24 protein-coding genes are annotated in these 26,497 nt (G+C 62.3%); 8 read left to right on the forward strand and 16 right to left on the reverse strand.

Annotated elements, in window-relative coordinates; genetic code table 11:
- The first annotated feature begins 19 nt into the window (after positions 1 to 19).
- Positions 20 to 2,203, forward strand: a complete 2,184-nt coding sequence (locus FS777_RS13060) for a response regulator (RefSeq protein ID WP_145255883.1) — start codon at positions 20 to 22, stop codon at positions 2,201 to 2,203.
- Between the two features lie 10 nt (positions 2,204 to 2,213).
- Here FS777_RS13060 and FS777_RS13065 read toward each other — a convergent pair whose 3' ends face one another.
- The 10 genes from FS777_RS13065 to FS777_RS13110 form a co-directional block, all read right to left on the reverse strand.
- Positions 2,214 to 4,031: an ATP-binding protein gene (locus FS777_RS13065; protein ID WP_145255886.1), complete on the reverse strand. Its 1,818-nt coding sequence runs from the start codon at positions 4,029 to 4,031 to the stop codon at positions 2,214 to 2,216.
- 83 nt (positions 4,032 to 4,114) lie between these two features.
- Positions 4,115 to 4,678 carry an NUDIX hydrolase gene (locus FS777_RS13070; RefSeq protein WP_058638363.1) on the reverse strand — a complete coding sequence of 188 codons (564 nt, stop codon included), beginning with the start codon at positions 4,676 to 4,678 and terminating at the stop codon, positions 4,115 to 4,117.
- 2 nt (positions 4,679 to 4,680) lie between these two features.
- A complete protein-coding gene (locus tag FS777_RS13075) occupies positions 4,681 to 5,433 on the reverse strand; it encodes a GntR family transcriptional regulator (RefSeq protein WP_058605900.1) in 753 nt (250 codons plus the stop codon).
- Between the two features lie 91 nt (positions 5,434 to 5,524).
- On the reverse strand, positions 5,525 to 5,914 hold the full coding sequence (locus tag FS777_RS13080) for a carboxymuconolactone decarboxylase family protein (RefSeq protein ID WP_058638362.1): 390 nt from the start codon (positions 5,912 to 5,914) through the stop codon (positions 5,525 to 5,527).
- 73 nt (positions 5,915 to 5,987) lie between these two features.
- Positions 5,988 to 6,473, reverse strand: coding sequence for a flavin reductase family protein (locus tag FS777_RS13085; protein WP_058605899.1), 486 nt, complete (start codon positions 6,471 to 6,473; stop codon positions 5,988 to 5,990).
- A gap of 12 nt (positions 6,474 to 6,485) precedes the next feature.
- The gene (locus FS777_RS13090; protein WP_058605898.1) at positions 6,486 to 7,967 is read right to left on the reverse strand and encodes an aldehyde dehydrogenase; all 1,482 of its coding nucleotides are present in this window, start codon (positions 7,965 to 7,967) and stop codon (positions 6,486 to 6,488) included.
- Entirely contained in the window at positions 7,964 to 8,797 is an 834-nt protein-coding gene (locus tag FS777_RS13095) for an alpha/beta fold hydrolase (protein WP_145255889.1), read from the reverse strand. Before FS777_RS13095 ends, FS777_RS13090 begins: the two co-directional genes overlap by 4 nt.
- A gap of 67 nt (positions 8,798 to 8,864) precedes the next feature.
- The gene (locus FS777_RS13100) at positions 8,865 to 9,461 is read right to left on the reverse strand and encodes an amino acid synthesis family protein (protein ID WP_058605896.1); all 597 of its coding nucleotides are present in this window, start codon (positions 9,459 to 9,461) and stop codon (positions 8,865 to 8,867) included.
- 249 nt (positions 9,462 to 9,710) lie between these two features.
- The gene (locus tag FS777_RS13105) at positions 9,711 to 10,751 is read right to left on the reverse strand and encodes an LLM class flavin-dependent oxidoreductase (RefSeq protein ID WP_058605895.1); all 1,041 of its coding nucleotides are present in this window, start codon (positions 10,749 to 10,751) and stop codon (positions 9,711 to 9,713) included.
- 100 nt (positions 10,752 to 10,851) lie between these two features.
- Entirely contained in the window at positions 10,852 to 11,337 is a 486-nt protein-coding gene (locus tag FS777_RS13110; RefSeq protein WP_023535123.1) for a flavin reductase family protein, read from the reverse strand.
- Positions 11,338 to 11,654: 317 nt separating this feature from the next.
- Between FS777_RS13110 and FS777_RS13115 the strand changes: the two genes are divergently transcribed.
- On the forward strand, positions 11,655 to 13,061 hold the full coding sequence (locus FS777_RS13115) for a cytosine permease (protein WP_145255892.1): 1,407 nt from the start codon (positions 11,655 to 11,657) through the stop codon (positions 13,059 to 13,061).
- 48 nt (positions 13,062 to 13,109) lie between these two features.
- Here FS777_RS13115 and FS777_RS13120 read toward each other — a convergent pair whose 3' ends face one another.
- Positions 13,110 to 14,735 (reverse strand): methyl-accepting chemotaxis protein, encoded by a 1,626-nt coding sequence (locus FS777_RS13120; RefSeq protein WP_145255895.1) that lies wholly within the window; start codon positions 14,733 to 14,735, stop codon positions 13,110 to 13,112.
- Between the two features lie 214 nt (positions 14,736 to 14,949).
- Positions 14,950 to 15,861, reverse strand: coding sequence for an AraC family transcriptional regulator (locus FS777_RS13125; RefSeq protein ID WP_058638357.1), 912 nt, complete (start codon positions 15,859 to 15,861; stop codon positions 14,950 to 14,952).
- 102 nt (positions 15,862 to 15,963) lie between these two features.
- Here FS777_RS13125 and FS777_RS13130 point away from each other — a divergent pair, with 102 nt between their 5' ends.
- The 5 genes from FS777_RS13130 to FS777_RS13150 all read left to right on the forward strand — a co-directional run bounded on the left by FS777_RS13130 (position 15,964) and on the right by FS777_RS13150 (position 20,456).
- Positions 15,964 to 16,527, forward strand: coding sequence for a carboxymuconolactone decarboxylase family protein (locus tag FS777_RS13130; protein WP_023535132.1), 564 nt, complete (start codon positions 15,964 to 15,966; stop codon positions 16,525 to 16,527).
- Positions 16,528 to 16,626: 99 nt separating this feature from the next.
- Positions 16,627 to 17,691: an acyl-CoA dehydrogenase family protein gene (locus FS777_RS13135; RefSeq protein WP_058638356.1), complete on the forward strand. Its 1,065-nt coding sequence runs from the start codon at positions 16,627 to 16,629 to the stop codon at positions 17,689 to 17,691.
- Complete coding sequence (locus FS777_RS13140; protein ID WP_145255898.1) at positions 17,688 to 18,509, forward strand: ABC transporter ATP-binding protein; 822 nt, start codon at positions 17,688 to 17,690, stop codon at positions 18,507 to 18,509. The genes FS777_RS13135 and FS777_RS13140 overlap by 4 nt, the downstream gene beginning before the upstream one ends.
- Positions 18,496 to 19,701, forward strand: a complete 1,206-nt coding sequence (locus FS777_RS13145) for an ABC transporter substrate-binding protein (protein ID WP_058605889.1) — start codon at positions 18,496 to 18,498, stop codon at positions 19,699 to 19,701. The genes FS777_RS13140 and FS777_RS13145 overlap by 14 nt, the downstream gene beginning before the upstream one ends.
- Positions 19,701 to 20,456, forward strand: coding sequence for an ABC transporter permease (locus FS777_RS13150; RefSeq protein ID WP_058638355.1), 756 nt, complete (start codon positions 19,701 to 19,703; stop codon positions 20,454 to 20,456). The genes FS777_RS13145 and FS777_RS13150 overlap by 1 nt, the downstream gene beginning before the upstream one ends.
- A 44-nt stretch (positions 20,457 to 20,500) precedes the next feature.
- Here the strand turns inward: FS777_RS13150 and FS777_RS13155 are convergent, their stop codons facing one another.
- Positions 20,501 to 21,187 (reverse strand): GNAT family N-acetyltransferase, encoded by a 687-nt coding sequence (locus FS777_RS13155; RefSeq protein WP_145255901.1) that lies wholly within the window; start codon positions 21,185 to 21,187, stop codon positions 20,501 to 20,503.
- Positions 21,188 to 21,248: 61 nt separating this feature from the next.
- Positions 21,249 to 22,208 (reverse strand): N-acetyl-gamma-glutamyl-phosphate reductase, encoded by a 960-nt coding sequence (gene argC / locus FS777_RS13160; RefSeq protein WP_145255904.1) that lies wholly within the window; start codon positions 22,206 to 22,208, stop codon positions 21,249 to 21,251.
- A gap of 133 nt (positions 22,209 to 22,341) precedes the next feature.
- Here argC and FS777_RS13165 point away from each other — a divergent pair, with 133 nt between their 5' ends.
- Positions 22,342 to 23,223, forward strand: a complete 882-nt coding sequence (locus FS777_RS13165) for a LysR family transcriptional regulator (protein WP_145255907.1) — start codon at positions 22,342 to 22,344, stop codon at positions 23,221 to 23,223.
- A 179-nt stretch (positions 23,224 to 23,402) separates the two neighbouring features.
- On the opposite strand, the gene FS777_RS13170 is transcribed toward FS777_RS13165, so the two are convergent.
- Both FS777_RS13170 and FS777_RS13175 read right to left on the reverse strand, forming a co-directional pair.
- The gene (locus FS777_RS13170; RefSeq protein WP_058638351.1) at positions 23,403 to 24,053 is read right to left on the reverse strand and encodes a TIGR04211 family SH3 domain-containing protein; all 651 of its coding nucleotides are present in this window, start codon (positions 24,051 to 24,053) and stop codon (positions 23,403 to 23,405) included.
- 551 nt (positions 24,054 to 24,604) lie between these two features.
- The gene (locus FS777_RS13175; protein WP_145255910.1) at positions 24,605 to 26,350 is read right to left on the reverse strand and encodes a BCCT family transporter; all 1,746 of its coding nucleotides are present in this window, start codon (positions 26,348 to 26,350) and stop codon (positions 24,605 to 24,607) included.
- Positions 26,351 to 26,497: the final 147 nt, after the last annotated feature.

The raw sequence follows: 26,497 nt of genomic DNA on the forward strand, positions 1-26,497 counted from the left end.
TGCCGCGGATTCCCCTGACATGAGATCGCTTCAAACCCCTCTAATCGACGACGCCTCCACACCGCTGAGCTTCCTGCTCAATGGCGGTGAGATTGGCCGTCTGCTCCAAACGATGAACTGGGAGAATTCGCCACTTGGGACGCCGCATGGCTGGTCCCCGCACCTTCAGGCCGCCATGGCCACATTGCTGCCAGCACAGACCCAGGTCGTGTTGTTCTGGGGCCCGGATTATGTCGCGCTGTACAACGATGCCTATGCGCCCACTATTGGTCATAAGCACCCGCAAGCCCTCGGGCGCCCGGCGCGCGAGCACTGGGCCGAACTGTGGGACGACCTCGAACCGTTGCTGCGCGGTGTGCGTGAAACAGGACAGACGTTTTCGGCTAAGGACCGTCCCTTCTACATTGAGCGCCGAGGGCACGGTGAGACAGTGTATTTCGACGTGTCGTATTCCGCCGTGCGCGAGGCTGATGCAAGCGTCGGCGGGGTCTTGTGCCTGGTCACCGAGACCACGGACCGGGTGCGTTTCCACCAGCGCCAGGCGTTTCTCCTGGAGTTGAGCCGTACATTGCCTGGGCTGGGTGATGCCGCACGTATCGAGTCGTATGCCGTTCAGCGCCTGGCCCAGGAGTTGGGCGCAGCCAGGGTCTGCTTCGGTGAAGACAAAGGCGACGGTGTCGGTTTTAAAGTCAGCCATGATTGGTCCGATGGCGTGGCGTCCTTGGTGGGCACCCATTCGTACATGACGTTTGGCGCCGACCTGTATGAGCAATTGAGCGATGGCAGGACCGTTCAGCACAGGTACGAACAGCCTGAGCCTTGTCTGGCGGGCATAAGCACCGCCTTGCATGCCCCTGTGCTACGGGGTGGGCGACTCGAAGCAGTGTTAGGCGTTCATTTCAGCGATGCGCGAGGGTGCTTCGAGGAGGACTGTCAGCTTGTGGAGGAAACCGCCAAGCAAGTGTGGGCTGCAATCCTCCATGCTCGTGCCGAGCAGGCGTTGCACTTGCTGAACCAGAGCCTTGAGGAGCGGGTTGCCACGGCGCTGGCCCAGCGCGAATCAGTCATGATGCAACTGCACGAAGCCCACAAGATGGAGATGATCGGGCAATTGACCGGCGGTATCGCCCACGACCTCAACAACATGCTCACGCCGATCATTGGGTCGTTCGAGCTGCTGCGCCGGCATCCACACGCCGAGCGCGCGCCCCGGCTGATCGACGGGGGCCTGCAGGCAGCAGAACGGGCGCGCAATCTGGTCGCTCGCCTGCTCAGCTTTGCACGCCGTCAGACACTCAAACCGCAACCGGTGTCCTTGGCAGCCCTGGTCGAGGACATGCACGAGTTGATGGCGCGTTCGCTCGGACCCACCATTGCCGTGCATGTGAACATCGACCCGTCGTTGCCCTGCGTCGTGGTGGATCCTCACCAACTGGAACTGGCCCTGCTGAATCTGGCGGTCAATGCCCGGGATGCTATCGGCGGCGCCGGCCAGCTGCAAATCATTGCCGGTGATGACACCTACTGCCTGACACCCCCCGAGGACCTTGCGGGCAAACGTCTGGTATGGATTCAGGTCAGGGACAATGGCTGCGGTATGGACGATGAACAGCTCAGGCGGTGCATCGAACCCTTCTTTTCTACCAAGGAGGTGGGCAAGGGGACTGGCCTGGGCTTGCCCATGGTCCAGGGCTTGGCGGTTCAATCCGGCGGAGGGTTCGAGATCCAGTCCACGCCAGGGAAAGGCACCCAGGCGACATTGTGGCTGCCGGCCAGCGATGCATTGCCCACCCATCGCGATGCCGAGGCTTGCGACGGACCTGTGGCCGAGCGTCCAAGCCGGGTGTTGTTGGTGGACGATGAAGAGATCGTGCGTCACGCAACGGCTTTGCAATTGCGCGACCTGGGCTATGAGGTGACCGAAGCGCCAAGTGCCGTGGCCGCTTTGCGCTTGGTGGAAAAGGGGTGGCTGCCTGATGTGTTGGTGACCGACCACGTCATGCCGGAGATGACCGGTGTACGCTTTGCCCAGCAAATGCGCCAGCATCACAGCGAGCTGCCGGTGCTGATCATCACGGGCTATGCCAATTTGACGCCGCGCCAGCTAAGCGGTTTCGAAGTGCTGCGCAAGCCTTATCGACGCGCCGAACTCGCCCAGAGCGTGGCGCGCCTGCTGGCCGGAACTACCCTTGACCGAGGCTGAAACGCAAGCTTTAGCCCGCTTGCAGGCTGCATGTCCTATCCGTTTCGGACAAGGCCGTCGGAGCCTGTTGCGGCAGGTACAGGGTGAAGGTCGTGCCCTTGCCCTCGACACTGCTGACCTTGATATCCCCCCCGGACTGCTTGGCGAAACCGAATACCTGGGACAACCCCAGCCCAGTCCCTTGCCCAGCAGGTTTGGTGGTGAAAAAAGGGTCGAATATCCGCTCGAACAGCTCCGTGCTGATGCCAACTCCCGTGTCGGTGACGGAAATCGCGGCATACGCGCACGGATCGGGAACCTCATCGCGGCTGACCGGCAGGTGCTGGTGGGCTTGGAGGCGCACGCGCACGGTGCCCACACCGGCCATAGCATCGCGGGCATTGAGCATCAGGTTGATAACCGCCGTTTCCAGTTGGCTGATGTCGGCGCGCACGTGGCACGGCGAAGCAGGCAAGTTCAGCTCGACATCAATGCTCGCGCCTGCTGCGGTATCGAACAGGTCGGCCATGGCTGCCAGCCGAGCCGCTGCGTCGAACACCTGCGGATTCAAGGCCTGGCGCCGTGCGAAGGCCAACAGTTGGCCGGTCAACTTGGAGCCGCGCTCGACCGTCTCGACCATGGTGCGTAGATAGCGCATGCGCCGATCGTCGTCCAGGCCCGGACGCTGCAAGAAATGCAGCGAGGCATGGATGATGGTCAATATGTTGTTGAAATCGTGCGCCACACCCCCTGTAAGCTGGCCGATGGCCTCAAGCTTCTGGGCCTGACGCAGTTCCGCTTCGGTGTGCAGCAGTTGCGTGGTGCGGGTCTGCACACGTTGCTCCAGGCTGGAGTTGAGCGCCTCGAGCGCGAGCAAGGCGGCCTGCGTCTCGCCCGTGGATTGGGCATGCTGGATATGCGCCCAACTGCGTTCGGTCACGTCACCGAGCAAGACCCGCTCGTATTCGGTCCACGCGTGCGCTGACGCGCTGTTGACCGCCATCAAGGCGGTGAGCCTTGCGCCTTTTATCAGCGGCACGCAGCACGTGGCATTGATCCCAAGGGCTGCAAATACAGCCGCCTCGGACTCGGGAAGTGCCTGCCTGCAATCATCGAGCGCCAATGTCAGACCGCTGCGCAGTCGTTCGTTCACCTGCTTGCCAAAAGCTCCCAGGCGATGCTCTCCGATCAACGAGGGGCTCGCGTCGGTCACCGCTTCGCCACAGACCGTGAAGGTGTCATCGTCAGCTTGCATGACCGCATAGATACAGCTTGATAGCCCTAGGTGCTCAGCGAGCAGGCGCGTGGTCGTTGCCAGAATCGCCTCAGGGTCTACCGCTTGTGCCACTGCCCGGCCGAGGGTGTCCAGAAACGCCAGGCGTTGGTTACCCAGCACGGTGGCCGTGGTTTCGGTGACGGTATCGAGCATTCCAAGCACATTGCCATGCAAGTCACGAATTGGGCTGTAGCAGAACGTGAAGTAGGCACGCTCCGGCCCGTTGTTACGGTCGATGACCAAGGGGAAGTCCTGGATGTAGACCGCTTCGCCTTCGAGGGCCCTGTCGGCCATGCAGCGGATATCGTCCCATGCCTCCTGCCAGACCTCTGCAAACGGTACCCCCAGCGCCACCGGCTTGCGCCCCAGAATCGGGAGAAAGGCATCATTGTGGAAGGTCAGCAGATCGGGCCCCCACAGCACAGCCTGTGGAAAATGCGAGCCCAGGCACAGCGCCAAGGTGGTCTTGAGGGTATCGGGCCAGTTTTCCAGCGGACCCAACGAGGTGCACGTCCAGTCATGCCCAAGAATGCGGTCGGCCATCACGCCGCCGCCTGCTAGCCACTTCGCCATCTGCTCTGCCGGTCATTGAAACAGGGTGCTCTAGGGTGCACCCTGAAGGCACGATTGGCGAGCGTTTTATGGCGCTTGGCCAGTCAGCGAATGAAGTGCACCTTGCCCACGTCATCGTTGCCGGTGTAAATCCCGTAGACACCGGCCTGACGCTCGAGAATGTAACGCTCGAGAATCTGCCGGATGGCGGGGTAGTAGATGTCATCCCACGGGATCTGCTCTGGTTCGAAAAACCGATAGGCCAGGGTTTCCGGTCCATACTGGCCCGTTTCCTCGGTGACGAAGGCGCGGAAGATGATGTAGACCTCGCTGATCTTCGGCACGCTGAAAATGGAGTAGGGGCAGACGATCTCCGCCCGTACACCGCTTTCTTCCCACACTTCGCGCAGCGCCGCCTGTTCGGTGGTCTCGCCGGCTTCCATGAAGCCTGCCGGCAGCGTCCAGGTGCCGGGGCGAGGGGGGATGGCGCGTTGGCACAGCAGGTATTTGCCGTCGCGCTCAATGATGCAACCGGCAATGATCTTCGGATTGATGTAATGAATGTAGCCGCAGCTGGCGCAGTGCAGCCGTTCATGGGTGTCCCCCGCAGGTGTGCCCTGGGCCAGCGTCGTGGTGCAATGAGGGCAGTAGCGGGGAGCACTGGGCATGATCAGCGACCTATGCGAGGTTCCTTGAGGGCCAGGGGAGCGACGATCTCGCGAACCTTGGCGTTGTCGTCTTGTTTCTGGCGCAGATAGTCCAGTGCAACCTTGGCGGCGGCACGCACGTGATCGACCGAGGCCTGGTGAGCTACCAGGGGGTCGCCGCTTTTGATGGCCTCGACCATTTTTTCCATTTCCAGGTTGCTGGCACCACGGCGGTTGGCCTGGGATACCGATGTGGCACGCAGGTAGCTGATGCGCGCCTGCAACTGACGAAGCTGCTGCGCCGCGACCTGGTTGCCCGAACCCTCGAGCAGCACGTCATAGAACCCTTGCACCGACTCGAGCACCTGCTGCAGCTCACCTTCTTCCAACGCCTCACGGTTGACGTCCAGGGCTCGTTCCAGCGCGCGGATGTCCTTGGCCTTGGCATTGAGCGTGAACAGCTGCACGATCAGGCCTTCGAGTACGCAGCGCAACTCATAGATGTCGCGTGCATCTTCAAGGGTGATGATCGCAACACGCGGGCCTTTGGCGTCGGCGAACTCCACCAGGCCTTCGGACTCCAGGTGGCGCAGGGCTTCACGCACGGACGTGCGGCTGACGCCAAGGCGGTCGCACAGATCGCGCTCCACCAGGCGGTCGCCTGGGAGCAGGTGGAAGTTCATGATCGCGCCGCGCAGTTTGTCGAGCACGATTTCGCGCAGGGTGACGGGGTTGCGATTGACCTTGAAGCTGTCGTCCAGTGGCTGGCGTTTCATCGAGTGCGCTCTGAATGAGGCTGCCCGGCCACGACCGTAACGGGGCACCACGACCCTGGGTGCTCCTTGCGTGGGTACGAACAGCCCGGTGTTAACGGGTGGACTCCGCGTCGGCCTCGGCGAACGCTTCCCGGGCCAGGCGGAAACTGTCCACCGCCGCCGGGACGCCGCAATAAATGCCGACCTGGAGCAGAATCTCGCGTACTTGCTCGCGGCTCAGGCCGTTGCGCAAGGCGCCGCGGATGTGCAGCTTGAGCTCGTGCGGCCGGTTGAGTGCCGAAATCATGGCCAAGTTTATCATGCTGCGCTCTTTGAGCGACAAGCCTTCGCGGCCCCAGACATGGCCCCAGCAGTACTCGGTCACCAGCTCCTGCAGAGGCTGGGTGAATGCGTCGGCATTCTGGATCGACCGGTTAACATAGTCTTCGCCCAGGACCTGTGTGCGAATCTGCAGACCTTTTTCGTACTTTTCATTGCTCATGTACGCTACTCCGGAATAAAACAGGGGCGCTAAGGAGAGTTAGAGGCCAGCGCGCCCCTGAAAAAGTCGCGCCTCAGCCCAGTGGGGGCAGGGCGCCCAGCTTACCCTTGTGGTACACCATGGGCGTCATCGGGTCGGCGGGCAACACCAGGTTTTTAACGGCGCCCACAATGATTGCATGGTCGCCGCCGTCGTACTCTCGCCACAGCTCGCATTCGATGATCGCCGTGGCGTTGTCGAGCAGCGGGTTGCCCAAGGCGCTCAAGTGCCACTGTACGCCTTTGGCCTTGTCCTTGCCTTTGCCCGCGAAGGCGTAGGCTTCGGCCGTCTGGCCTGCCGACAGCAGGTGAATGGCGAACTGCTTGCTGTCGCGCAGGATCGGGTAGGTGTCGGAGGCGTAGTTGGGGCAGAACAGCACCAGCGCCGGGTCGATCGACAGCGCGCTGAAGGCACTGGCAGTGATGCCGACGATGCCACCCTCGGCGTCCAGGGTGGTGACGACCGTCACCCCGGACGGGAATGAGCCCATCACGTCTTTGTAGATGCCAGGTTCGATCATCGGTGTTACCTCTTAGCGCATCACGAAGGGGTCGGGCATGGGGGCGGTGGACAGGTTGATCCACACGGTTTTCAGCTCGGTGTAGGCCAGCACGGAATCGATGCCGCTTTCGCGTCCGTAGCCGCTGTTCTTGAAGCCGCCGATGGGCGCCATGGCAGATACGGCGCGGTAGGTGTTGACCCAGATGATCCCCGAACGCACGTCGCGCGCCAGGCGGTGGGCTCGACCCAAATCGCGGGTCCAGATACCGGCGGCCAGGCCGAACTGTGAATCGTTGGCAATGGCCAGCGCCTCTTGCTCGGTCTTGAAGCGAATGACGGCCGCCACCGGTCCAAACACCTCTTCCTGCATGATGCTCATCGAGTTGCTGTCGCATTCGAACAGCGTTGGCTCGTAGAACCAGCCCTCGCCGTCGACCTGGGCCCGTTTACCGCCCAGGTGCAGCTTGGCGCCTTCGGCCTTGGCCGCGGCGACCAGTTGTTCGACCACGGCCAACTGCTGTGCAGTGGCCATCGGGCCCATCTCGCTGGCATCGTCCTGGGGGTTGCCAATGCGAATGCGCTGGGCACGCTCGATCAGGCGCTTGACGAACTCGTCGAAGATTTCATCCTGCACCAGCAGGCGCGACCCGGCCACGCAGCTTTGTCCGGACGCTGCATAGATCCCCGCCACGGCACCGTTGATGGCGCTGTCGAGGTCGGCGTCTGCAAAAATGATGTTCGGCGACTTGCCGCCGAGTTCCAGCGACAGCTTGGCGAAGTTCTCGGCGCTGCTGCGCACCACATGGCGAGCGGTGGCCGCACCGCCTGTGAAGGCGATCTTGCGCACCAGCGGGTGACGGGTAAGCGCCGCGCCGGTGCTCGGGCCGTAGCCTGTGACCACGTTGACAACGCCAGCCGGAAACCCTGCTTCCAACGCCAGGCGCGCCAGTTCCAGAATCGTCGCCGAGGCATGCTCTGAGGGCTTGAGCACGATGGTATTGCCAGCGGCCAGGGCCGGCGCCAGTTTGATCGCCGTCAGGTACAGCGGGCTGTTCCACGGGATGATCCCGGCGACCACACCGATAGGCTCGTGCACGGTGTAGGCGAACAGATCCGGCTTGTCCAAGGGCAGTGTGCCGCCTTCGAGCTTATCGGCCAGGCCTGCGGTGTAATGGAAGAACTCTGGCAGGTAACCCACCTGACCGCGGGTTTCGCGGATCAGCTTGCCGTTGTCACGGCTTTCCAGCTGGGCCAGGTGTTCCTTGTTCTCGGCGATCAGGTCCCCGAGACGGCGCAACAGCTTGCCACGGGCTGTAGCGGTTATGCCCCGCCAAGCCTGGCTTTCGAATGCCCGCTGGGCGGCTTGTACCGCCAGCTCCACATCGGCTTCGCCTGCGTCCGGCAGCTGCGCCCAGGGCTGTGCGGTGGCCGGGTTCAGGCTGTCGAAGGTCTTGGCGCTCTGCGCATCGCACCATTGGCCGTCGATGCACATCTGAAAACGAACGAGGCTCATGCCACAATCCCCTTGGCTGATTCGGTCAGGCTGCGGGCTTTGGCGAGAAAATCCAGCAGCATCTTGTTCACTTCGCGCGGTGCCTCCACCGGCATCATATGCCGCTGCTCGGCCAGCACCACACTGTGCGCACCCGGGATACGGGCGGCGAGCTGGCGGGCCATGGCCGGCGTCGAGCCGGTATCGAGCTCTCCCGTGGCGATCAGCGTCGGCACCTGGATGCTGCCCAGGTCACCTGCGCGGTACATGTCCTGGGTGGCAAACAACGAATAGGTGGTGTGATAACCCTGTGGGTCGTTGCTGGCCAGCACTTGACGGATGGCAGCCACCTGGGCGGGGTTCGCCGCCTTGTACTCGCGGCTGAACCAGCGGTCCAGTGCCGCCTCGACATTGGCGTCCGGGCCCAGCTCTGCTGCCTGAGCGGCACGGGCGATGACCCCGGCGCTCTGTTCGGGGCTGCGCTTGAAGACGCTGTTGAGCACCACCAAGGCAGCGATGCGCTGGGGGTAGTGCAGGGCGAAGGCACGTGCGACCAGGCCGCCCATGGAGAAACCGATGACGATGGCCTGGCTCAGTTGCAGGTGATCGAGCACCTCGGCCAACTGGGCGGCATAGCCTTCGAGGCCGACGTCGGCCGGGGGCAAGGCACTCTGGCCGTGGCCGAGCATGTCATAGGCAATGACGCGGTAGTCGTTGGCCAGGCCAACGATCTGACCGCCCCACATTTCCTTGTTCAGGCCCACGCCGTGAATGAGTACCACGGGTTGACCCTGACCGACGGACAGGTAACTGGTGCCGGCGGGGGTGCGTTCAGCGACGGGCTGAATCATGAAGGGCGCTCCTTTGAGGTCGGGCGTGACGAATTGATCGCCACACCCAGGCCCGGCTTGATTGTTGTTATTGAGCGTTGGCCTTCTCGGCCGCCAGTTCTTCCAGGTCGATGTAGCGGTTACCAATGCGTGGGTGCAGGCGGCCGCCATCGGCAGCGCCAAGGACCACCACGATTTCATCGGCGCGAGGTGCGTCCTCGATCTGCATTTCCAGGGTGATGTAGTGCGAACGCAGGCCTTCGTCGTCTTTTTGCATCATCGGAATCTGGATGGACGTGCCAGGGCCACCGCGCTTGTTGGTAAAGCTCAGGTAGCTTTTGGCCTGCACGGCTTCGCGGTAGTGGTTGCCGAAGCGCAGGGTATGGATGACGGCCGATGCGTGTTCGATTTCACCGTCAGCGCCCACCACTGCCGCCTTGCCGTAGGCCTCGATCTTGTCGGCACCACCGATGGCGGCGGTCAGTCGCTCGACCATCAGCGCGCCGAGTTCCGAGCAATGCGCGCGGATTTCGGGCTTGAGGTCGTCGACGAAGCCACGGCCAGCCCAAGGGTTCTTGATGACCACCGCCAGGCCCACCATGGTGACCGGCGTGTCAGTGGCTTTGCCACCTTCGATCCGGGTCTCTTCGGAGTAGGTGACGATCTTGCGAATTTCAAAACTCATGGGGGGCTCCTGTACGGTGTGATCAGATCTTGTTGTCTGATGGTATACCATAATATTTGTTCTGCAAGCACTGCGTGGCGTTTTCTCATCCCACCGAGACGAAAGGTGTGCTGATGTGCAGGTCTGCACCGCATCTGTATCGAGCGCGCGGGGGCGGTACCTGTATTTGGGCTGAAAAAAACCCGCTCGCGCATGGCCAGACGACCCGCGCGAGCGGGCATGCCCCGCAAAGAATCAGGTAAAGGGAATTCAGGTGAATGCCGGGATCACTTCCTTGATGAACAGCTCCAGCGATTTTTTCTTCTCGGCGTGGGGCAAGCTGTTGTCACACCAGAAGCTGAATTCATCGACGCCCAGTTCCTGGTAGTACTTGATGCGCGCGATGATTTCTTCCGCAGTGCCGATCATGGTGTTCTTGCGGATGTTCTCCAGCTCGAATGCAGGCACTTCGGCGAACTTCGCTTCAGGGCTGGGCTCCAGGAAACCATTGACCGGCGTGGTCTTGTTGCCGAACCAGGCATCGAACGTGCGGTAGAAACGCGAGATGGCGCTGGCGCCGACCTTCCAGCCGTCCGGCTCTTGCGGGCTGTGTACGTGGGTGTGACGCAATACCATCAGTTGTGGGCGCGGCACGTCGGGGTTGTTGTCCAAGGCGGCTTGGAACTTGTTGCGAAGGTCCAGCACTTCCTCGTCGCCCTTCATCAGCGGCGTCACCATCACGTTGCAGCCATTGGCCACGGCGAAGTTATGCGAGTCAGGGTCACGGGCCGCGATCCACATGGGTGGAGTGGCATTGAACGGCTTGGGAACACTGGTGGAGGTCGGGAACTTGTACACCTCGCCTTCATGGGCGTAGTCACCCTCCCACAGCTTGCGTACCACAGGCACCATTTCGCGCAGCGCCTTGCCGCCATCGGTGGCTGGCATGCCATTGGCCATGCGATCGAATTCGAATTGATAGGCGCCACGGGCCAGACCCACCTCCATGCGCCCGTTGCTGATCACATCGAGCAAAGCGCATTCGCCGGCGACGCGGATCGGGTTCCAGAACGGGGCGATGATGGTGCCAGCGCCCAGGCGGATCTTCTCGGTGCGCGCCGCCAGATAAGCCAGCAATGGCATGGGGCTTGGCGAAATGGTGTATTCCATGGCGTGATGTTCGCCGATCCACACGGTGCTGAAACCGCCGTCTTCGGCCATCAAGGTCAGTTCGGTGAGGTCTTCGAACAACTGGCGGTGGCTGACCTGTTCATCCCAACGTTCCATGTGCACGAACAACGAAAATTTCATGGGCAATTCCTCGGACTGGGTAGTGTCACCCGGCGTACAGCCGGGTATCGCAGCGGACAGCGCAATGCTTTGCGCCAAGTGCGTTCAGGGGGGGCAGAGGTCAGGCGAGTGCAGGCAGGCTGGCCATCTTCCCGCGGCAGTACACCATCGGCAGCGGCGCTTGCTCCGGCACGATCAGGTTGTGCACTTTGCCCACCATGATTGCGTGATCGCCCCCTTCGTATTCGCGCCACAGCTCACATTCGATCACGGCGGTAGCACCGGCGAGAATGGGGTTGCCCAGCGCGCTCAACGACCACTCGATGCCGGCGGCCTTGTCCTTGCCCTTCTTGGCGAAGGCGTAGGCCTCGGCCTGCTGATTGCCGGATAACAGATGAATGGCGAAGCGCTTGTGCTTGATCAGCACCGGGTAGGAGTCGGACGTGTAGTTGGGGCAGAACAGCACCAGGGGAGGGTCCATCGACAGGGATGAGAAGGCGCTGGCGGTCAAGCCAACGACCGAGCCGTCGTCGTCCAGGGTGGTGATGACGGTAACGCCGGAGGGGAAGGAACCCAGGACGTTCTTGTAGACGGTTGCGTCGATCATCTGATGTACCTCTTTAAAGCTGCGGTGGGCCGCGGTTTTTATCGTTGATGTGTCTGATGGTATACCGTAATACCTTTTTTGCAAGCACATTTTTAGACTTGGCTAAAACCACGATGAATGGTCCAAACCCGCGTATTTAAAGGGTTAGAAGCGCTCATAATCACTTTTCGTTAATGGCTGAATCGGATCAGCTGACATTTAGAAATGCGGATCAGTATTGTCAAAAATTTGGAATACCATAATATGGTCTTCAGCTGAGAGGCCGCCTAGATGCGGTTTCCTTACAACGATAAAAACGACCTTTCGAGCTAAAAACCATGTCCCAACCGTCGTCGCAACATCAGTTTGTCGAGAATCACACGGTCGATTACGTTCCACCTGCCGAGCGCCATGGGAAGGCGCGCGACCTGTTTACCCTCTGGTTCAGCACCAACATTGCGCCACTGCCCATCGTCACCGGCGCCATGGTGATCCAGGTGTTCCACCTGAACCTGTTGTGGGGGCTGATCGCCATCGTCATGGGGCACTTGCTGGGAGGCGTGGTGATTGCCCTGGCCTCTGCACAGGGGCCGCAGCTGGGCATCCCGCAGATGGTGCAGAGCCGGGGCCAGTTCGGGCGCTACGGCGCGCTGCTGATCCTTTTCTTCACCGCGCTGATCTACGTGGGCTTCTTCATTTCCAACATCGTGCTGGCAGGCAAGACCATCCACGGCATCGCACCCACGGTCCCCATGCCCGGCGCGATCGTGATCGGCGCCTTGAGCGCCACTGCCATCGGCGTCGTGGGCTACCGTTTCATCCACATTCTGAACCGCATCGGCACCTGGGTGATGGGCTCTGCGTTGCTGGCTGGGTTCATCATGATGTTCATGCAGGTACTGCCGGGCGACTTCTTCAGCCGTGGTGCCTTCAACCTGTCCGGGTTCATCGCCACCGTGTCGCTGGGCACGATCTGGCAGATCAGCTTCTCGCCGTACACCTCCGACTATTCGCGCTACTTGCCGCGTGAGGTGGGGATCGCCCGTCCATTCTGGGCGACCTACTTCGGCGCCACCTTGGGCACCATCCTGTGCTTCAGCTTCGGGGCAGTGGCCGTGCTGTGCGTGCCCGAAGGCACCGATGCCATGGATGCCGTCAAACAGGCCACCGGCTGGCTCGGGCCGATCCTGATGGTGCTGTTCCTGCTCAACATCATCAGTCATAACGCCCTGAACCTGTACGGCGCCGTGCTTTCGATCGTGACGGCAATCCAGACATTCTTTGCCCAGTGGACGCCGAGCATCAAGGTGCGTGTGGTGCTGGCCAGCGTCATCCTCGTGGCCTGCGCACTGGTGGCGCTCAATGCTTCGGCCGACTTCATCGGCCAGTTCATCGGGCTGATCCTGGCGCTTCTGCTGGTGCTGGTACCCTGGGCATCGATCAACCTGGTCGACTTCTACTTGATCAAGAAAGGCCAGTACGACATCGCCTCGATCTTCAGCGCCGATGGCGGCATCTATGGCCGTTTCAACCACCACGCGATCATTGCCTATGCCTGCGGCATCCTGGTGCAATTGCCATTCGCCAACACGGCGCTGTATGTCGGCCCATACTCGAACATCGTCGAAGGGGCCGATCTGTCGTGGCTGTTCGGTTTGTTGGTAACGGTGCCGCTGTACTACTGCCTGGCAACCCGTGGCAAGGCAGCGCAGAACGTGGGGCGGGTGGTCAGCGTCAGCAAGTGAGCCAGTGGCCTCACGTTGAGGGGCCGCTGGTCGGCCCCTCTCTGAGGATTACACCTTGAATTGCGCAACCATGGCATTGAGGTCTACCGCCAGGCGTGACAGATCCTGCGCTGCTGCGCTGGTCTGGTTGGCCCCGGCCGAGGTCTGCATTGACAGATCACGGATGTTGACCAGGTTGCGATCCACTTCTCGGGCCACCTGAGCCTGCTCCTCCGAGGCGCTTGCGATCACCAGGTTACGCTGGTTGATCGAGGCGATGGCTTCGGCGATGACCTCAAGCGCGCGCCCTGCACCTTGGGCCACCTCCAACGTACCGGCCGCCCGACCCTGACTGCTGGACATCGCCGTCACGGCGCGTTCGGTGCCGTTCTGGATGCCCGCGATCATCTGTTCGATTTCCGCAGTCGATTGTTGAGTGCGGTGGGCGAGGGCGCGCACTTCGTCGGCCACCACCGCGAACCCTCGGCCCGCTTCACCTGCCCGCGCCGCTTCAATGGCGGCGTTAAGTGCCAGGAGATTGGTCTGCCCTGCGATAGCGCCGATCACGTCCAGCACCCGGGTAATTTCACTGGCGCTGTTGGCCAGCTGCTGCACCTGCGCCGAAGTGCCGGTAACTTCGGCTACCAACTGCTCGATGGATTGCAATGCCTGGTTGACCTGGTCACGGCCGTCGCGGGTCGTGCGGTCTGCGTCTTTGGAAGCATCGGCCGTGCTCACGGCATTGCTGGCAACTTCTTCCACGGCGACGGTCATCTGGTTGACGGCCGTGGCAGCCTGGTCGATTTCGGCGCTTTGCTGGTGCAGGCCACGGCTGGTGTCTTCGGTCACGGTGTGCAGCTCTTCGGAGGCCGATGCCAGTTGGTCCGACGAGGCCGCAATGCGGGCAATGGTCTGGCGCAGGTTGGCTTGCATGCGGGCCAAGGCCTGCAGCAGCAAGGCGGGCTCGTCGCGGCCCTCAGCCTGGATGGGCTGGGTCAGGTCACCGGCCGCCACGCGCTCTGCGGCGGTAACGGCTTGGGCTAGCGGCACGATGATGCTGCGTGTGAGCAGGTAGGCGATCATCACCAGTGCCAACAGGATCACAACCAGTGCCGTGATAATGGCCACCAATGCCTCATCGGCCACGTCGCTGCTCAGTTGGGATGCAGCTTCTGCGCCTTTGGCGTTGAAGGCGATGAGCGTGGACATGGCTTGCATCATCGTTTCGGCACGTGCCGTCAGCGGGCCGTTGATCAGCTGGCGAGCCCTGTCCATGCGCCCGGCCGAAAGCTCGGCCAGGACCGTTTCCTGGAGCTCGTGGTAATGCTGGTAGGCGCTGCGAGCGGTTTCGAACAGCGCGCGGTCTTCGTTGGACACGATGGTGGCCACATAGGCCTCGAAGCCTTCATCCATTTCGCGTTCGATACTCTGGATCGTACTCAGGTAGCGGGTGCGCTCGCTGGCATTCTCTTCCAATGCACCGCGCAGGGTGAGGGCGCGAGTACGGCCCAGGTTGCTGTTGATTGCACTGAGCGACATGACGGTGGGCATCCAGGTCAGGCGGATTTCATCCGTGGACTCATCCATCTGCTGTGTTTCATACAGGGCGACCAGTCCCATGGTCAGGATCAGCATGCCCAACAAGGCAAACACGCAGGCTGCGCGAATGCCGATCTTCATGTTCCTGAAATGCATCGAAAGCTCCTAAGGATGGCGTGCAGGGGGCGAGGCGCGTTGGAGCAAGCCCTTCGGGACGGCGCCAGGCTCTAGAGATGCTAAGGGGCGGGAGGGAGAGTGCGGTGGACTTGAATGCGCGGATGATGACATAAAGCCATTATTGTAGGACAGTCATGCAATGTAACGAGATGAGAGTGCGGATGCCCCTGCACTGGGTTCTTGAATTGGCCTCTCACCGTCCACTTTGCTGACGCCGATACGCCCCCGGTTGCACGCCTACGGCCTTGGCGAAGGCACGTGTGAACGCCGCTACCGATTGATACCCCGCCTGAGCACCTACCTGTTCGACCGTATGGCCGGCGCGCAGCAACTGGCTGGCATGGCGCATGCGCAGTGCCAACAGCACTTGGCCGGGTGACTGCCCGGCCAGCTCGCTGAAACGCTTGAAGAACGCCGACCTCGACAAGCCCGTGCACGCCGCCATGCGTTCCAGCGTCCAGATGGCCCCAGGCGCCTTGATCAACTGTTCGAGCAAGTCCGCAAACACCGGCTGGCGGGCAAGGGCGATCAGCCCACCCAGCGGCTGAGCGCCATGCACCTGTTGGCGCAGGGCATACAGGAACAACAGGTGCGTCAGTCGCTCCAGCAAGACTTGAGAGGGCCCGTTGGCGCGCCGGCATTCTTCCAGAATCAGATCGAACAAGGCGCGTGCAGCGCTACCTGCGGGATCCTCGGCGCGCAGGATGATCAGATCGGACATTGCGTCGATGATCAGCGCCGAAAGGCCGCTGCTGAAATGGAAGAACCCACAGACCAGGCCCACCCCATCGCTCGCCTCGGCATCAAGGGGCTGCATGGGCTGGCGCGGTTGGGCGCAGGCCTGCGCGGCATCGGCTTCGCTGGCAAGCCGATAGCTCACATCACGCAGCAGGAACACGGCATCGCCGCGCTCCAGGCGCACCGGCTGCTCGAGGGTCTCTGCGTGCAGCCAGCAGCCACCTTGCACGACCAGGTGAAAACTGGCGTGGCCCATGCCGTGGGTGCTGGCGTGCCAGCCTCCACAGTAACGGCCGACATGAAACAGGCTGGCGTCTAGCTCGAGGCTTTCTAATAACCGCTCGACGAGATGGCTGGACGAAATCATCTAAGGCAAACACTCAGGAGCAAGTAAAAACGACTGATGAATATGGAGCGTACTTCTTATAACCAACAGACTGTACTGATACACGGCAAAGGAGAGTACCCCATGTCCTCGCGCATTACCCTACACGACCTGCAGACCGCACCAGAGGCGGCCAAGCCGTTCCTCGAAAACGCCCAGAAGAACTCGGGCTTCATCCCCAACCTGCTGCGTGTCCTGGCCAACGCCCCAGCCGCGCTGGAAACCTATGTCACCGTTTCGGCGTTGAACGGCAAGTCGGAGCTGACCTTGGCCGAGCGCGAAGTGGTGCAGTTGATCGCCGCCACCCAGCACGGTTGCGACTTCTGCGTGGCGGGCCATACGGCAGTGGCCCTGAACAAAGCCAAGCTGCCCCACGAAGTGGTCGACGCCCTGCGCGCGCGCGGCGAGCTTCCCGACGCGCGATACGAAACCCTGGCGGCGTTTGCCCGCGAAGTCATCGCCACCCGCGGCGATGTGAGCCCGGCGACTTACCAGGCTTTTCGCGACGCTGGCTTCACCGAGGGCAATGCGCTGGAAGTGATTCTGGGGGTCAGCCTCGCAACCCTGTGCAACTTTGCTAATGTGTTCGCCCAGACGCCGCTCAACGATGAGCTGGGTAAGTATCGCTGGCAACAGCCGTCTGCTTAGGACGCAGGCAACCCGCCGCACTGCGGTCGGTACTGGAACGGCCATTGGCCGTGAACGGGTCGCCAGGCGCCCGCGGCGTTTCAAAAGGAGCAAGAAAACATGCAAGAGTGCGCATTTCGACAGTGGCTGGATGCCAATGCCGAAGCCATCGACCGTGGCCAGTGCGAGCCACAACAGGTGCTGTCCCAGATAGCGCAGTCGCAATTGTTGCGCGTTGGCATCGACCCTGCCCTGGGCGGTTCAGGTGGCCAGATCACCGACGCGGTGGAGGCCATCGCAACCATTGCCAGCCGTTCACTGGCCACGGCCTTCGTGTGCTGGGGGCAGCGGGCCTTCATCGAATACCTGCTGCAGAGCCCCAATACCGGGCTGCGCGAACGGCTGCTGCCTGCGCTGTTGAGCGGTGAGCTGGCCGGCGCCACGGGCTTGTCCAACGCCATGAAGTTTCTTTCGGGTATCGAGACGCTACAGGTGCGCGGTCGGCCCCAGGAGGATGGCTGGGATTTGGAAGGGCGGTTGCACTGGGTGACCAACCTGCGCAAGAGCGGCTTCGTTGTAGCCGCTGCCATCGAGGATGACGCCGGTGGCGCCCCCTTCGTGCTGGCCATTCCGTCCGATGCACAAGGTCTTGAGCGCTCTGACGACCTGCAACTGATGGGCTTGCAGTCGAGTAACACCGCTGCGCTGGCCTTCCACCAGGTGCAATTGTCGCGTGACTGGTTGCTGCACGACAACGCCCGCCAATTCCTGCCCCGTGTCCGGCCGGCTTTCCTGGGGCTGCAGTGCGGCATGGCCATCGGCCTGGCGCGCAGGGCGCTGGAAGAAGTCCAGGGTCACCTGCACGGGCGCGCTTCGTTCCTGGATGAAGCCAGGCAGGTACTCAGTGCTCGCCTGGAGAACACCGTGAGTGAGCTCAAGCAAGGGCTGCTCGATGAGCGCTTCAGGGAGCAGCCGGCAGCGCTGTTCAAATTGCGCATCACCCTGGCCGAGTGCGCCGCCGATGCCGTGCAGCTTGAGCTACAGGCCAGCGGCGGCAAAGCTTACCTGTGCGAATATGGCGAAGGCTTCGCGCGGCGCTGGCGTGAGTCAGCCTTCGTGCCCATCGTCACGCCCAGCCTGGTGCAACTGCGCGCTGAACTTCATCGCCAGGCAGCATCGGCATGACCCACGTTGTGCTACAAGCCAAGGACATCAGCCTGGGCTACCCCCGTGCCGAGGGCTGGCAGCAGGTACTGGCCCGGTTCGACCTGCAACTGGCCCCAGGCGAGGTGGTGAGCATCCTGGGCCCCAGCGGTGTCGGCAAGTCCAGCCTGCTGCGCGTGCTTGCGGGCCTTCAGCAACCCCAAGGCGGGCACGTAATGTTGCACGGCCAGCCGCTGCAGGGCCCGCATCCGCGCCTGGCGGTGGCCTTTCAGGACCCAAGCCTGCTGCCTTGGCTGAGCCTGGAGAAGAATGTCGCCTTCGGCCTGGACTTCGCCCGCCAGCCAACGCTTGCCGCAGACGAGCGTCGGGCACGCGTCGACCATGCCATTGCTGCCGTAGGCCTGGACCATGCACGCAACCAGTATCCGGCCCAGCTCTCCGGCGGCATGGCCCAGCGCACGGCATTGGCCCGTTGCCTGGCGCGCCAGCCAGAAGTGCTGCTGCTCGACGAGCCGTTCGGCGCGCTGGACGAGGTGACCCGCGCCGACATGCAGCAACTGCTGCTGCAATTGATCGCCACGCACAACACCGCGGCGGTCCTGATTACACATGACATCGACGAAGCCCTGCTGTTGTCCGACCGCGTATTGCTACTGGGCGACCACCCAGCGCACACGCTCGGGCAATGGCTCGTCGACCTGCCGCAACCCCGGACGCAGCAGGTCGAGGCATTGGGCGCCTTGCGCATCGAGATTCTCAAAACCCTTCGGCGGGCAAGCCGCACAGTCGAACCCCAACCCACCCCCTTGTCCTCGGAGGCTGTCCATGTGCATGGATGACTGCTGCGCCGCTTCTTCGCGTCGCGATTTTCTCAAGATGAGCGCACTGCTGACCGCAGCGGGCGCATTGCCGCTGCTGTCCAGCTTACAGGCACGCGCCGCCGCCGAACCCGATGCGCCTGTGCGCATCGGTTATCTCCCCATCACCGATGCCACCCCGCTGCTGGTGGCGCACAACAATGGCCTGTTCGAGGCCGAAGGCATCAAAGCCGAACGGCCGGTCTTGCTGCGCAGTTGGGCACAGGTGATCGAAGCGTTCATTTCCGGGCAGGTCAACGTCATCCATCTGTTGTCCCCGATGACGGTATGGGCGCGTTACGCAAGCAAGGTGCCGGCCAAAGTGGTGGCCTGGAACCATGTGGGCGGCTCGGGGCTGACGGTGGCGCCAGATATTACCGACATGAAACAGCTCGGTGGCAAGACCGTGGCCATTCCGTTCTGGTATTCGATTCATAACGTTGTGCTGCAACAGATGCTCGCGGACAGTGGCCTGACCGCCGTGTCCAAACCCGCCACAGCAGCGCTTGCCGCCAACGAAGTGAACCTGCTGGTGCTGCCTCCCTCGGACATGCCCCCGGCCCTGGCCAGCAAGCGCATCGCCGGCTACATCGTCGCCGAACCGTTCAACGCCTTGGCCGAAAACCTCAAGGTCGGGCGCGTGCAGCGCTTCACCGGGGACGTCTGGCGCAACCACGCCTGCTGCGTGGTGTTCATGCATGAACACGACCTGAACAACCGGCCGGACTGGTCGCAGAAGGTGGTCAACGCCATCGTCAAGGCCCAGCAATGGACCCGCGAGCACCGGGCCGAGGCGGCTGCTTTGCTGTCCAAGGCAGGCCCTAACAAGTACACCCCACACGACCCCGCGGTGTTGACCAAGGTGCTGGCACCTGCTGCCAGCGACCGTGCCGACTACATCGCCACCGGTGCCATACAACACCAGCAGTGGGATGAGAAACGCATCGACTTCCAGCCTTATCCGTACCCCAGCTACACCCAGGAGCTCGTCACGCGGCTCAAGCGCACCTTGATCGAAGGCAACAACGCGTTTCTCGCCGACCTGGACCCGGCACACGTGGCCGGTGACCTGGTAGACGACCGTTTTGTGCGCAATGCCATCGCCAGCGTCGGGGGGCCTTCGGTCTTCGGTATTGCCGACACCTTCGAGCGCAGCGAGGAGTTCGCGGTCTGATGCGCAAGCATGTGGTGCATGCCAGCCTGGGGCTGGCCGGGTTGCTGGGGTTGCTGCTGGTCTGGTGGGCAGGGGTGGCAGCCTTCGGCCAGCCCGATGGCCTGTCGGCACGCTTCTCGCCCTCGGCCACCTTTACCAGCCTGATCGAGCTGCTTGGGCAAGGCGAGGTGTACGGACATATCTGGGTCAGCCTCAAACGCATCCTGATCGGTTTGCTGCTGGCGCTGCTGATCGGTGTGCCCCTTGGGCTGCTGGTGGGCAGCTACCGGCACCTGGAGGCGGCGACTACCCCTGCGTTCCAGTTCCTGCGCATGATCTCGCCGCTGTCGTGGATGCCGGTCGTGGTGATGCTGATGGGGGTGGGCGATCAGCCCATCTACTTCCTGCTGGCGTTCGCTGCGCTGTGGCCGATCCTGCTCAATACCGCTGCCGGGGTGCGGCAACTGGACCCGCGCTGGCTGCAGCTCAGCCGAAGCCTGAGCGCCACCCGTTGGGAAACCCTGTGCAAGGTGATTGTCCCCGGCGTGATCGGGCACGTGCTCACAGGGGTACGGCTGGCCATTGGCATTTTGTGGATCGTGCTGGTGCCCTGCGAGATGCTCGGGGTGAGCGCAGGCTTGGGATACTTCATTCTCGATACACGCGACCGCCTGGCCTATTCCGAGCTGATGGCCATGGTGCTGCTGATCGGGGTGCTGGGCTTTGCCCTGGATGCGCTGGCCCGCGGCCTGCATCGCCGTTGGGTGCATGCCTGAGTGCGGACGAACTGCGCCTTGTCACGGGTGCAGGAGCAGGGGAGTCAATGTACCGTCAGCCGTTGCTGCACGCAGGCCTGGGCCTGAAGGGCTAGCTCATCCAGATGCTCGTCCCGACGCTGTTCGGCCTCAATCATGGCGTTTTCGCCGTGCTGGTTCAGCAGATAGGTGTGGATTTGCATGACTTCGGTCGTCTGGTAGATAGGCGCGATGTCCAAGCGCCCGATCAGGGCATCACCGCCTTGACCGGTACTGCTCATCAGTACCTGTGGGCCGTTGGCCGAGACCGCTTGCATGCCCATGACTTCGAACCACGGCACCTGGTGGGCAAAGGCATTCAGTTCAATGTAGCGGTACTGAGCCTGCAGGTCGGCCAGCAAGGCGCGCGCGATCCCCTGGCGGCGGTGCGTGGGCGCTACAGCGAGAAATGCCAGGGCACAGGCCTGGTCGTCGTTGTCGGCTGGCAATGCCAGAGCAAAGCCCAGTAACTGGTCCGGGGCATCGGCATCGAGTGCCAGAGTCAGGGCAACGCGCAGCCCGCGGGTACCATCGAGTGCTTGCAGATACTGGTGCACCTCCATGCCTACACCGTACTGGTACAAGGGGTACAACGGGTTATCAGGCGTAATGGCGACACTGCTCAGCTCACCCACTTCGTGGATGACCAGTTCACGGATCTGGTTCTGGAACGACTCGGGTGGCACGCTGGACAGGCGGCTCAGGATGTACATCGGCAAACAGGCTCCGGCGAATGGAATACAGCCCGCAACATGAGTGCGCGGGCTGTACAGTCTACCCGTTTTTGCCGTTATCGCCGTGGGCGCGCATGGCGTCGATCATCAAGTCCAGGTTCTGCACGGCAGCCCCGGCAGCCCCTTTGCCCAGGTTATCGAAGACGGCGGTCAACAGCACTTGGCCTTGCGAGGGGTTGGCGTACAGGCCCAGGCGCAGATCATCGGTCCCGTTGAGCGCCTGCGGATCGAGGCGCTCGGCTGTGCCCTGGGTTTGCAGCGGCATCACCTTCACGTGGCGGGCGCCTTGGTAGTGCTGCTCCAGACACGCCTGCAACTGCTGCGCGCTGACCTGGCTGGGCAGCAAGCGCAGGTGCAGGGCGATGCTGAGGACGATGCCCTGGCGGTAGGCGCCGTAGGCGGGCATGAACATGGGGCGGGCAGATAGACCGGCGTGGGCCTGAATCTCGGGCACATGCTTGTGCGCCAGGTCCAGCCCGTACATGAGCAAGGCCGAGGCGGCGCTACCGTCCTGCTGCTCGTGCCGCTGCACCGCTGCGCGCCCGCCGCCGGAATAGCCCGAGATGGCATGGATGGCCAGCGGGTAGTCGGCAGGTATCAAGCCTGCCGCGATCAGGGGGCCGAGCAATGCGATCGCGCCCGTCGGGTAGCAGCCAGGGTTACTGACCCGGGTACTTTGGCCGATATGCGCAGCCTGGTCCCGATTCAATTCGGCGAAACCGTAGGTCCAACCTGGCGCGGTGCGGTGGGCGGAGCTGGCATCGATCACCCGTACACCGGGGTTGTGGATCGCGCTCACCGCTTCGCGTGCAGCGTCATCGGGCAGGCAAAGTATGGCGATGTCGGCACGGTTGATGGCCTCGCTGCGGTACCTGAGGTCCTTGCGCTGCGCGTCGGCAAGTGTCAGCAGGCGCAGGTCCGTGCGAGCGTGCAGGCGGGCATGGATTTGCAGCCCGGTAGTGCCTTGATCGCCATCGATGAAAACAAGAGGTAGATGCATGTTCACGTGTCCAGGCGGGTAGGTCGGACACCAGAGTCGCTCAAGCTGGGCATAAAGAAAATTTACATTTCATGACGGGCACGTTCAGTTATTCTGAATCTTCCGACGTTTACCTCAAGGAAGCCGTAGCCCTGTGCGTGAAATCAGCCTTGACCGCCTGCGTACGCTGGTGGTGATCAGCCAGCTTGGGTCTTTTGCGGCGGCAGCCCGTCAGCTCAATCTGGCACCCCCCACCATTAGCCTGCACGTGGCCGAGCTGGAGTCGCGGGTGGGCGCCACGCTGCTGACCCGCACACGCGGCCAAGTTCGGCCGACAGCCATCGGCGAAACTCTGCTGGTGCGCGCCAGACGCCTGCTTGCCGATGCCGAAATGGCTCTGGATGAGGTGCGCAATCAAGTGCAAGGCCTGACAGGCCGCGTGCGGCTGGGCGCATCGACCGGGGCCATCGCGCACCTGCTGCCCGAGGCGCTGAAGCACCTTCGCAGTGAACACCCTGGCATCGACGTGCAGGTGCAAGTGCTCACTTCACAAGCGTCCCTGGTGCAGCTGCGTGAAGGGCTGCTGGACATTGGCCTGGTGGCGCTACCACAAGTGGCGGGCAAGGGCCTGGCGGTCACCGCTTGGCGCCGAGACCCCATCCTGGCCTACATGCCGGCTGACTGGCAGCCGCCGGCAGCTGTCACCCCCCAGTGGCTGGCCGAGCGGCCTTTGATTCTCAATGACAGCAGCACGCAGTTGTCGCGGGTCTGCACCGAATGGTTCGCAGCGGCCGGGCTGCACCCACAGCCGCGCATCGAGTTGAACTACAACGACGCGGTCAAGCGCCTGGTTGGCGCCGGGTACGGTGCTACGTTGCTGCCGCAGGAAGGTGAAGCGATGGAGGCGGACCCGCGTCTGGTCTGTCGACCCTTGCGGCCTGGGTTGTGGCGGCAGTTGGGGATCGCCTGCCGGGACGCCAGGCAGGAGAGGGCTACTACCTTTGTGCTCCAGGCACTAGAGCGGCTTGGTCAGTAGTATGGGAAGGCGCAGTAGCGGTGAATGCTGGGGATGACGGGTTGAGCATCTACCGGAGCAGGGCTGCGCAGCAGCCCCGGATCTATAGCTCGCCCCGGCCAGGCCGACGAGCCGGCAAGTCCGTTTCGAAACTTAAGAATCTGCCGGTCTGTGCAAGACAGGCAATCCTCAACACAGTCCTAGAACCAGCGATCGTTCTTTTTCCGCCCACGGGTCAAGGCCGGCAGGATGAGACCCACCAACAAACCGGCCCCTGCGATGCTGCCGCCATACACCATGTAGCGCATCATCACCTGCTTGTTCTCGTCACCCAGGCGCGCCTGAGCGTCGCGAAGGTTCGATTGGCTCTGGTCCAGCTGCTCGTTCAAGTCCTTGTTGCGCGCCTGGAGTTCATCGACCAGTTGCTTGCGCGAATCCAGGGTTTCCTGCATACCCTGCACCCGGTTTTTCCAGCTGTCATCGATGGTCTTCAATTGCCCTGTCAGCTCGGCCACCTGAGCATCGAGCTGAGGCAGGCGCTCATTCTGACCGGGCACTGATTGCAGGTCACTGGAAAGGATCCACACCACATCACCGTTTTGTCCACGAACCTGACTGTAGTTGCCCTGTGTACCGATTAGCGTCAGTGGCTGCCCGGACTTTAGCGTACCGACGATACGGTGGCCGTCGGTCGGGCCACTGCGTACGTAGGTGCTGAGGCTGTCACTGACCCAGCGTGCATCGCTGGCTGGCGCCTCGGCGTGCGCGGGCGTGACAAGCGCCAGCGCGCTGGCAAGCAGACCGCCGCGCAGGGCAGTGAGGGCAAAGGCAGTTGGGCGGGAGTCGGGCATTTTGGGGTCTTCGCTGAAACTGGACAAATGTAGGCCGGTGGATGGGCCGCGAACCGGTCGGGTAGTGAACCGTCAGCGAAAGACCGTTTTTTTGTAAGCTGGTTCACCGCTAGCATCGCGAAAAGTCTTCAACATGTTGCGCAAATGGATGAGCTGCGCAGCAGTGTGCATCAGGTCAATCTGGATGATCGTCCGACACGCCGACCGTCAATTCGTCAGGCAGGGGCAGTAAGGGCGAGGCCTGCAGGGCCCACCAGGCATTTTTTCTGTACACCGGTGCGAATTGGTAAACCTGCCCGCGGCAGGGCGGTGTACCAGGGTCTAGCAGGTGCCGCCCCTGAAGTAGAAAGCTGACGCCGTTGGCTCCCACAATGCAGCCAAACGCCTGGTCGCTATCGAACCAGGCGACTCTACCTTGCAGAAGGCCATTCATGGGCGCTGCGCTCATTCGGCTGGGAGGCGCTGACGATATTGCGTCGGTGGCTGGCAATACGAAACTGGCACTTTTACCAGTTTCGCGGGTAGGTATCAGAGCGACCGAACTGCTGACCTCATGATTCGGTCAGCTCCTTGGTTGCAACCGCTTTCACCGAGGCTTTCTTCTCCTGAACGACGATGTAGAACTCTTCGCCATGCTTGACGGCGCCATACAACACGGCCTTTTCGATCAGCTCGGTACCGCGAAGATGGCGCAGCATCATGGGGTCCTTGCGCAGGTCGCGATAAAGCGCCAGGCATAGCAGCACCATGACCAGTACGAAGGGCAGGGCCACTACGATGGTCAGGTTCTGCAGCCCGGTCAGGGCTTTGTCTGGCGCGCTGGGGTCACCGATGGCCAGCATGATGGCTGCGACCGTGCCGGTGAGCGCTCCCCAGAAAATCACCGTGCGCCGCGAAGGGGAAGTGGTGCCATGTTCGGTCAGCGTCCCCATGACCAGTGACGCCGCGTCGGCACCGGAGACGAAGAAGATACCGACCAGGATCATCACCAGGACCGACGTGGCAGAGGCCAACGGGTAACTGGCGAGCAATTGGTACAGCGCATGGTTGCTGTTGACCGCACCATCCGCCAGTACGAAGGCGCCTTCGCGCAAGGCATCGATGGCCGCCCCGCCGAAGATGGTGAACCACACCAGGCTGACCAGGCTCGGCACCAGCAACACCCCGGTGACGAACTGGCGAATGGTGCGCCCCCGGCTGATACGGGCGATGAACATGCCAACGAAAGGCGTCCAGGAAATCCACCACGCCCAATAGAACACCGTCCAGCCAGCCAGCCAGGCGTTCATGGGTTCGCCGCCGCTTGCATTGGTCCGCGCCATCATTTCCGGCAGCATCTTGATGTAGATGCCGATCGATGTCGGCAGCAGGTTCAGCATCAGCAAGGTAGGTCCGACCAGGAACACGAACACGGCGAGCATCAGTGCGAGCACCATGTTGGTATTGGACAGCCACTGGATACCCTTGCCGATGCCCGACACGGCCGAGGTGACGAAGGCAATGGTCAGCACGGTGATCAGTGCGATGTAGAACAGCTTGCCGGGGTGCTCGATCCAGCCGTTGTATTCGAGGCCGCCTGCAATTTGCAGCGCACCAAGCCCCAGCGAGGCGGCCGAGCCGAACAGCGTGGCAAAGATTGCCATCATGTCGATCAGACGGCCGAGCGGGCCATTGGCATGCTTGCCGATTAAGGGCCTGAAGGCTGCGGATATCAGTTGGGAGCGGCCGCGCCTGAAGGTGCCGTAAGCGATGGCGAGCCCGACGATGGCATACATCGCCCAAGGGTGCAGCGTCCAGTGAAACAGGGTGGTGGCCATGGCCACCTGCATCGCTTCGCTCGACTGGCCAGTGGTCGAGCCCGGCGGCGGGGAAACGTAGTGCGACAACGGCTCGGCCACGCCGAAGAACATCAGGCCGATGCCCATGCCGGCACTGAACATCATCGCCACCCACGACACCGTTCGAAACTCAGGTAGTTCTCCATCCCGGCCCAGCGGTACGCGACCATATCGACTGGCAGCCAGCCACAGCACGAACACGACGAACACAGTGGAGGTCAGTACGAAGAACCAGCCGAAGTTGAGAATGACCCACGACTGCGCACTGGACGCGCTACTGGCCAAATTGACTTGGTTGAGGAAACCCCACAGCACGAACGCGATGGCCAACAGGCTGGTCAAGCCGAATACGACCCAGTCGAGCTTGCCCTCCAGGCGCCGGTCCTGTCGGGCTTCGTCGGTTTTGGAGGGGTCGGTAACGCCAAGATCGGGTGTCTCTGCGGAGTGTTCCTTTGCCATGAAGTGGGAGCCCTGTGTGGCGTGCCTGCTGAAACAGGCTTGTTGTTGTAGAAGCGAGCGCGTGGTGGCGTTCTCGGCAGGGTGGTTTGCCGGGCGATTATCCTGCGCGTCAAATCCCGCTGCCTGTCCCGGTTGCGCCGTGGGGCT

The organism is Pseudomonas sp. DE0157, from assembly GCF_007678615.1.
GTDB lineage: Bacteria > Pseudomonadota > Gammaproteobacteria > Pseudomonadales > Pseudomonadaceae > Aquipseudomonas > Aquipseudomonas parafulva_B.